Consider the following 7942-nt stretch of genomic DNA (forward strand, 5'->3'; position numbering starts at 1 on the left):
TCAGTGGTGCGTGACGTCCGGTTCGTGAACCAGGCTCCGGCTCTCGCCCTCGTCGGCGGACTCGCCGGCGGACTCGCCCTCGGTGGCAGACTCGGCCGCACCGGTGGGCCCCTCCGCGTCGCCAGACGCGTCCTGCGGCGCCGGTGGCTGGGCGGGGCGCTGGCGGCGCAGCAGCTGGGCCCACCGGCCGCGATGACCGCGGGTGCGGCCGTCGACCTCAGCGCCGCTGACCTCGCTGCCGGGGTCGGCCACCGCCCGCTCGGCTGCGGCCGACAGCGGCTCGACGGCCTCTCCTCGACGATGGTCCGGGGCCCGACCGGTGTCCAGCGTGGGCAGCCCCAGGGCGTCGCAGACGCTCGGCAGCATCATGGCGGCTGCCCGCGCGTAGCCGGCCGAGCTGGGGTGGAACCGGTCGTCGCTGAACATCTCCCGCGGGTTCTGACCGAAGACCGGCCCGAGCAGGTCGCCGGTCGAGACGGTGCGACCCCCTGCTTCGACGACGGCCACGGTCTGGGCGGCGGCCAGGTCACGGCTCCAGCGCCGCGACAGCCACCGCAGCGGCTGGGGGACGGGACGGATGGTGCCCAGGTCGGGGCAGGTGCCCACCACGACCTCCACGTCGGCGGCGCGCAGGGTGCGCACCGCCTCGGACAGCGCCCGCACCGAGGCCGCCTGGTCCACCCGGTCCTTGACGTCGTTGGTGCCGATCATGATCATGGCGACCTGCGGCTCGGACAGCACCTCCAGCCCTCGCTGCACCTGGGCAGGCAGCTCCAGCGCCGTCGCGCCGCTGCGGCTGACGTTGCGCAGCAGCACCGGCCGGCCGGTCAGCGCCGCGACCCCGACCGCCACGGTGGCCCCGATGGTGTCGGCCGGGCCGTCGGCGCCCACCCCCGAGGCGGTGCTGTCGCCGAGCATCAGGAGGCGGTAAGGGTCGCCGACCCCGGCGCCGTAGCTGCCGTTGTCGTCCTGGGAGATCCCGGGGCCGTCCCCGATCAGTCGGCGAGCCACCTGCGCCTCGGCCTTCAGCACCCCGAGCCCGACGAGCCCGGCTGCCGCCAGGCCGCCACCGCCGAACGCGGCGCGTGCGGCGATGTCGCGAGCCCGGTCCGCTCTGCTCACTGGTCGTCAACCCCCCTCATGGCGCTCACCCTGCCCAATCTACGAGCCTGGTCTGGGTACGTCCTGAGGGCCTGCAACCCTCGCTGCAGCGGCACGCTCGGCGTCCAGTCCAGGTCGCGCCGGGTCTCGCGCAGGTCAAACCAGTGCGCAGTGCTCAGCTGCTCGGCCAGGAACCGGGTCATCGGTGGCTGGGTGAGTGTCGGCATACCCGGTGCTCGTCGAGACAGCGCGACGACGCCCTCCATCAGCGCACCGGCCCCCCAGGCCAGCGGATAGGGGACATGGCGCCGCGGTGCCGGAGCTCCCGACGCTCGGCAGATGTCGCCGATGATCTCCCCGATCGGGCGGGGCTCGCCGTTGGTGATGACGTAGGCCGACCCCGCGGTGTGCTCGATCCGGTCCAGCGCCGCGACGATCGCTGTTGCGGCGTTGTCGACGTATGTCGTGTCGACCAGGGCCGTCCCCGCCCCCACCACGGCCAGTCGCCCGGCCCGCGCACGCTGCACAATCCGGCCGACCAGCTGCGTGTCGCCCGGGCCCCAGACCAGGTGCGGTCGCACCGCGGTGACCGCCAGCTCCGGGGAGTCGGCGCCCAGGGCCAGCACCTCCGCCGCGGCCTTGCTGCGGGCGTAGTGACCCCGCGCCCGGGCCGGGTCGGCGGGCCCCGCCCCGGCGCCGACCAGCGAGTGCCCGCTGTGCGCCACCGAGGGCGAGGACACCTGCACCAGGGCGCAGACCCCGGCCGCCCGGGCCACAGCGACCAGCACCCGGGTGCCCTCGATGTTGGTGCGCGCGTAGTCGGCCCACGGGCCGATCACGTCGACCTTGGCCGCAAGGTGCACCACGGCGTCCTGGCCGGCCACGCCCCTGCGCACCGCGTCGGGGTCGGCGATGTCGCCGAGGACCTGCCGATGGGCAGCAGCTGAGGGCCGTCGTTGTAGGACCGTCACCTCGTCGCCACGGCTGGCCAGCAGGTCGGCCACGGCGCCACCGAGCATGCCGCTGGCGCCGGTGACCAGGACCCGGCTCATCGGCTACGGGTGCTGGGTGCCGGCGGCGCGGCCGCCCGGCGCACCCGTTGCCGGACCCGCAGCCGCAGCGGTCGTGGGTGCAGGTGCTCGTCGGCCCAGCGGGCCAGTGCGGTGCGGTCCACCTTGGAGGCGTGCCGGATGTCGACCGGTAGCCAGTCCCGGACCAGCACGGCCGCGACCGGCACCCCGGCCGCCGCACGCACCTGCTGCGCCAACCCCGGCGAAGCCAGCGGCCCCACCCGCTGCGCCGTGCGCCCCAGCCGTTCCTCGGGCACGACGACCACCACGACCTGCTGGGCGCCTCGCGGGCCGACACCGACCACGGCCGCCTCGGCCACCCCCGGCACGGCCGCGACCCGGTGCTCCACGGCATACGGCGCGAGCGGCCCATCGGCCGTGGTCACCACGTGCACGAGGCGACCGCCCACCCAGAGACGTCCGTCCGCGTCGAGCTCGCCGACGTCACCGGTGCGGTGCCAACCGGCCGGGCGGGCGCTCGCGTGCTGGGCCGCCCACCGGCGCTCGTAGCGCTGCAGCAGATGCGGTCCGCGGACCACGACCTCACCGAGCGTGCCCGGACTGCGGACCAGCTCGTCCGCGGGGGTGCCGTCGGCCGCCAGGGGGGCCACCCGGATCTCGACCCCGGGCACCGGCGGACCCACGCACACCCCCGGGCCCTGCTGGGTCACCGTCGTCGGGTCGATGGTGGCCACCGGTAGCACCTCGGTCATCCCGTAGGGCGTGTGGGTGCTGGCCGAGGGCAGCACCTCGCGCAGCTGGTGCAGCAACGCGGGTGGCACCGGTGCACCGGCCGACAGCACCAGCCGCGGGCCGGCCAGGGCAGCGCGCTGGGAGGTGCTGAGCACGTCGGCAGTGGCCACGACGTTGCGCAGCGCGGCGGGGGAGGCGAAGACCACGGTGGCCTCGACGGCCGCGACCGCATCGGCCAGGGCGGCCGCCGTCAGGGTGTGCGGCGCGGTGACGTCCATGGCGGGCACCGCCGAGGTCAGCCCCAGCGCTGGGCCGTAGAGCGCGAACGGGGCGAACGCCGCCACGAACCGCCCTCCGGGCTGCAGGTCGAAGGTGTCGCGCAGCACGGCCACCTGCGCACCGAGCTGGCCTCGGGTGTAGGCGACCCCCTTGGGCGGCCCGGTGGCACCGGAGGTGAACAGGATCGCGCCGTCGGCATCCGGGTCGTGTGGGGCCTCCGGCACACAGGGGTATGCCGAGGCGCGGGCGAGCAGGTCCTGCATCTGCTCGGGGCCGGCGCCGATCCGGGCGCCCGGGACGCGGGCGACCCAGGCCAACGACAGGCCACGGGGGATGGCCACCACGTGGTCGGGCGCTGCGGAGCGCAGCGCCGCACCGAGTCGGCGCACCCCCAGGCCGGCGTCGGCCACGACCACCACTGCACCGAGCCGCCACACCGCATACACGATGGTGCTCAGGTCGATGCCCGGCGGCACCAGGACGGCCACCCGCCCTCCGGGCCGCACCCCCCGGGCGTAGAGCGCGGTGGCCACGGCGGCCACCCGCCGGGCCAGTGCTGCCCGGGTGATCTGTCCGCCCGACCCCCCCAGCTCGACGATCGCAGGCGCGTCGGGCCGGGATTGCGCCACTCGGATCGGGACGCTGGGGTGCTCGGGTCGCGCTGGGGTCGGCGCGCCACCGGACGTGCACCGGGTGGTGATCCAGTCCCACACCACCTGCACCCCTTCGGGGCGGTCCTCCAGCACCAGGTGGGAGGCGTCCGGATAGACCTGGACGTCGGCCTGCGGCAGCCGGGTCTGCAGGTCCTGCAGGTATCGCGAGGAGAAGACCGGGTCCCTGGTGCCCCAGACCAGCAATGCCGGCATGCGGAGCCCGCGGATGCCCTCGGCGATCTCTCGCAGCGTGCCCGAGCTGGGGTGAGCGGTCTCGAAGGGGATGTCGGCGACGAAGTCGGCGACCCCGCGCCGGTCCTCCTTCGCCGCATAGGGCGCGGCGAAGGCGTCGCGCACCGCCCTGGGCGGCGCCGGCAGGCGGGTGGCGGTGGTCGCCCGCACGAAGGCCGGGGTGCGCCGGCAGAGCAGGTCGAGCAGGGCGGGGGTGCGCACGAGCCGGATCGCGGCGGGTCGCGCCCGGTTCTCGGGCTGGTGGACCGCCGTGTTGGTCAGCACGACGCCCGCGAGATCCTCGGTATGCCGCAGCGCCCAGCCCAGGCTGATCGGCCCGCCCCAGTCGTGCGCGAGCGTGACCACCGGTCCGGTGAGCTGCAGGGCGGCGGTGAGCGCGTCGAGGTCGTCGATGCGCTGGGCCAGGGTGCGCGCCCCTGCCGGGCGCTCCGACCAACCCATCCCGAGGTGGTCCACCGCGACGACCCGCCACCCGGGGCGGGCCTGGGCCAGCACCCGCCGCCACAGGTAGGACCAGGTAGGGTTGCCGTGCACGCACAAGACCGTGCCCACCACGGGCACCCCCTGCTGCTCCAGCAGCGGACCGTTGTCCAGGACGTGCCAGGTGTATGCGGTGTCGCTGCGCTGGTCGCGGACCGTGACCCGGCGGGACCACACCGGGTCCAGCCCGGGCAGGCCCCCCACCCGGGGGTTCACCAAACAATCTCCAGGCACGTCATGTTGAGCCCGGAGCCGATGCCCATCAGCAGCACTCGGTCGCCGGTGTCGAGGCGCTCGACCTCCTTGGCCAGGGTGATCGGCACGGCGGCGGGGCCGACGTTGCCCAGCAGCGGGAAGGTGAGCGGGATGCGGTCCAGAGGGAGTCCGAGGGACTCCGCGGTCCTGCGGGTGTGCACCTGGGAGACCTGATGGACGATGTAGCGGTCCATGTCGGTCCAGTCGAACTCCGCGCCCGCGTCGCGCCACAGGTCGCCGGCCAGCCCGACGCCGGCGGTCAGCAGACCGGTGGTGTCGGTGCGCATCTGCTCGAAGTCCCCCACGCACAGGTCGTGGTGCTGCGTGGCCGCCCGGGAGACACCGCCGACGACCCGGTGGGCGCCGGGGTGCTCGCTGGCCCGTCCGAGCACCATCGCCGCGGCCCCGGATCCCAGGGTGAGCGTGGCGAACTCCCGCTGCAGGTCCTCGACGGTGGCCTCGGGGGAGGAGAGCCGGCGCAGGGCGTTCTCCTGGGGCAGCCGGGAGCCCTCGCCGTCGACGACCAGGGCGTAGTCGATCTGGCCTGCGTCGATCATGGTCGCGGCCAGCTGCATGCCGTTGACGAAGCCGAGGCAGGCGTTGGCGAGGTCGAAGTTGAGGCAGCTGGACGGCATACCGAGCTGATGGTGGATGTTGACCGCGACCGAGGGCTCCAGGTGCTCGCGGCTGACCGAGGTGTTGACCAGCATCCCGATCCGGGCCGGGTCGACCCCCGACTCCGCGATCGCCTTGGCCCCCGCCTCGATGGCCCCGTCGACGAAGCTGGTGCCCTCGGGCCACCAGCGGCGCTCGGTGATGCCGGCGAGCTTGGCCAGCATGCCCGGCCGCAGGCCGTTGCGCTCGTAGGATTCACCGATGCGACGGTCGAACTCCGCAGACGTCATCACCACCGGGGCATCCACGGCGGTGACGGACAGCACGGCCGTGTCGCGGTGCCGGAAGGTGATGTTGCCGCTCAATGGGAACCTCAGTGGGTGCTCGGACGTCGATCAGGGTGGGACCGTGACACCACGGCCTGATTCATTGCAAGAACGAAGTATGCCCCGCCGAAGCCCTCACAGCACATTCAGACGACAGGAGAGCACGATGACACGCACGACAGGACGGCGTGCATGGGTGGTCCTCGTGACGGCGGCTGCGCTGGGGCTGGGTGCCTGCGGCAGCCAGGGCCAGGTCACCGAGGCGGGCGACGGCGGGACGGTCACCGCTGCGGGCGCGGACGGGGCGGGGGACACCGCAGCAGCGGGCGGCGGCACCGAGCCCGCTGCGCAGGGCGGGGCCGAGTCGGTCGCCGCGGGGGAGGAGATCCCGGTGCAGGACCTGCTGGACCGGTTGAAGTCGCCGGGTGAGGACACGCTGGGCTCCTTCGAGGTGAGCCTGGACATGTCGGCCCAGGGTGAGGAGCTGACGATGACCGGGCGCGCCGAGCTCACCGGGGCTGCCCCGGAGATGGACCTGGAGATGACCGTGCCCGGGATGGGCGACCTGGAGCTGCTCATGGTCGAAGGCGCGGTCTACCTGGCGGTCCCGGGGCTGACGCCCCAGGGTGAGTACTTCGAGGTCCCGGCCGGCCAGCTCGAGGGACTGGGTATGGATGAGGTCACCGACACGATCGACCTGAAGTCGACCTGGGAGGGCTGGGACGTCGGGGCGCAGCGCGTGACCTACGTCGGGCCCGAGGACGTCGCCGGCGAGCAGATGGATCACTACGCGATCGTCGTCGACACTTCGGCGGCCGCAGAGGCGATGGGGGAGAGCGACACCGCGGGGATGCCGCCCGAGGTCACCTACGACGTGTGGGTCGACGACCAGGACCTCATGCGACAGGTCAGCTTCGGGTTCGACGACGCCACCATCGAGATGATGATCGACAACTGGGGCGAGGACTTCGACATCCAGGCGCCCCCGCCCGAGAGCGTCACTGACATGCCCTCCCTCGGCGGCCAGAACTGACCTGGATGCGCGCGACTGCCGGGCCTTGACGACCTGGTCGCGCTCACCAACCCTTCCCATCAACACCACCCTCAGGCTCGGCAATGGGTGGCCGAGGTGAGAAGGTTTGCGACGACGCCAACTCCTCCAGCCTGCGGCCGGGGGGGGGGCCTGATCGGCTTCGTCGGGCACAGACAGGCGACCGACTTCCACACGGGTGCGGACCAGAAGTACGTGCAGACCCTCTGAGCTGGTGGTCGGACCTCGTCGTGTGCCCGGAGTGGGGACAGCGGGATCGGCTCGTCGTCAGGGGACGGGTTCGGCGATGAGTGACGTCCGTGCCCGGGCCGGGGCGACTCGGTTGTTGCCGTCGTACCACATCAGGGTGCCGCGCGGCGGACGGATGGTGCCCTGCTCGCTCAACCCGCCCGGCAGGACCTGCTGGTCGATGCCCGGCGCCGGGCAGCGCCAGTCTTGGGGTGGTGCACACCGAGAACTCTGTGCCGGTCGTCGGGGTGGCTGTGGTGCTCCGCGCGGGCTCCACGGTCGACGACTGGGCAGGCGAGGTGGCCGAGGTCCTGATGGGGGAGGTCGACGGCTCCGTCGTGCTGCCACAAGCGGCACACGCCAGCATCGCCCCGCAGGCCCAGGCCAGCAGACCAGGGCCCCGTGGCCGGGGCCGGGGCCGGCCGCTCATCGTCGGGACGCTCCGTGCCGGCGGGCCATCGCGAGGGCAGCAGTGGCGATCCGTCCGGTGGTCATGATGTCCCCGGTCCCACGTCGTGGTGCCCGAGTCTCGAACTCCGTGTGCATGCTGAACGCGGGGACGGGGGAGCAGGGTTGGATTGTGCTGTGGTGACGTTGACCACGTATGCGGGCAGCGCTGCGCCACGCGGTTGCTCGTCCGCGCTCGGCACGCCGGTCGGGGCTCAGTCCTTGGGCGCCAGAATGTCCTGCTGGGCGGGCAGCTCGTCCTGGCGCACCACTCCGACGGGACAGGTCAGCCCGTTGGGACCTAGGTTTGCATGATGTACCCTTAGCGCATGAGCACCGCCTGTATCTACGCGCGCCAGTCCTTCGACCGCCACGGCGACACCCTCGCCGTCACCCGCCAGCTCGACCTGTGCCGCAAGTTCGCCGCCTCCCGTGGGTGGACCGTGGCCGCCGAGTTCGTGGACAACGACCGCTCAGCAACCTCCGGGGTCG

General features: G+C 73.4%; 7 protein-coding genes and 1 pseudogene. 3 read left to right on the forward strand and 5 right to left on the reverse strand.

The genetic code is table 11. The features are described from left to right. From ACR2FV_RS03500 to ACR2FV_RS03520, 5 genes and pseudogenes are all read right to left on the reverse strand, one after another. A complete protein-coding gene (locus tag ACR2FV_RS03500) occupies positions 1–1122 on the reverse strand; it encodes an SGNH/GDSL hydrolase family protein (RefSeq protein ID WP_434014314.1) in 1122 nt (373 codons plus the stop codon). Next, positions 1119–2153: an NAD-dependent epimerase/dehydratase family protein gene (locus ACR2FV_RS03505; RefSeq protein WP_434014315.1), complete on the reverse strand. Its 1035-nt coding sequence runs from the start codon at positions 2151–2153 to the stop codon at positions 1119–1121. The genes ACR2FV_RS03500 and ACR2FV_RS03505 overlap by 4 nt, the downstream gene beginning before the upstream one ends. Continuing rightward, positions 2150–3889 (reverse strand): AMP-binding protein, encoded by a 1740-nt coding sequence (locus ACR2FV_RS03510; RefSeq protein ID WP_434014319.1) that lies wholly within the window; start codon positions 3887–3889, stop codon positions 2150–2152. The genes ACR2FV_RS03505 and ACR2FV_RS03510 overlap by 4 nt, the downstream gene beginning before the upstream one ends. Beyond that, positions 3875–4762 (reverse strand): annotated as a pseudogene (locus tag ACR2FV_RS03515) (alpha/beta fold hydrolase); the annotation flags it as partial. The gene ACR2FV_RS03510 and the pseudogene ACR2FV_RS03515, both read right to left, overlap by 15 nt. After that, positions 4741–5763: a 3-oxoacyl-ACP synthase III gene (locus ACR2FV_RS03520; protein ID WP_434014316.1), complete on the reverse strand. Its 1023-nt coding sequence runs from the start codon at positions 5761–5763 to the stop codon at positions 4741–4743. The pseudogene ACR2FV_RS03515 and the gene ACR2FV_RS03520, both read right to left, overlap by 22 nt. Before the next feature lie 127 nt (positions 5764–5890). Between ACR2FV_RS03520 and ACR2FV_RS03525 the strand changes: the two genes are divergently transcribed. The 3 genes from ACR2FV_RS03525 to ACR2FV_RS03535 form a co-directional block, all read left to right on the forward strand. Continuing rightward, entirely contained in the window at positions 5891–6757 is an 867-nt protein-coding gene (locus ACR2FV_RS03525) for a hypothetical protein (protein WP_434014317.1), read from the forward strand. Between the two features lie 461 nt (positions 6758–7218). Further along, on the forward strand, positions 7219–7500 hold the full coding sequence (locus ACR2FV_RS03530; protein ID WP_434014318.1) for a hypothetical protein: 282 nt from the start codon (positions 7219–7221) through the stop codon (positions 7498–7500). 279 nt (positions 7501–7779) lie between these two features. Continuing rightward, the coding region (locus ACR2FV_RS03535; RefSeq protein ID WP_434014320.1) for a recombinase family protein at positions 7780–7942 on the forward strand (163 nt) is incomplete at its 3' end.

The organism is Ornithinimicrobium sp. (assembly GCF_051004135.1).
In the GTDB taxonomy this organism is placed as follows: Bacteria; Actinomycetota; Actinomycetes; order Actinomycetales; family Dermatophilaceae; genus Ornithinicoccus.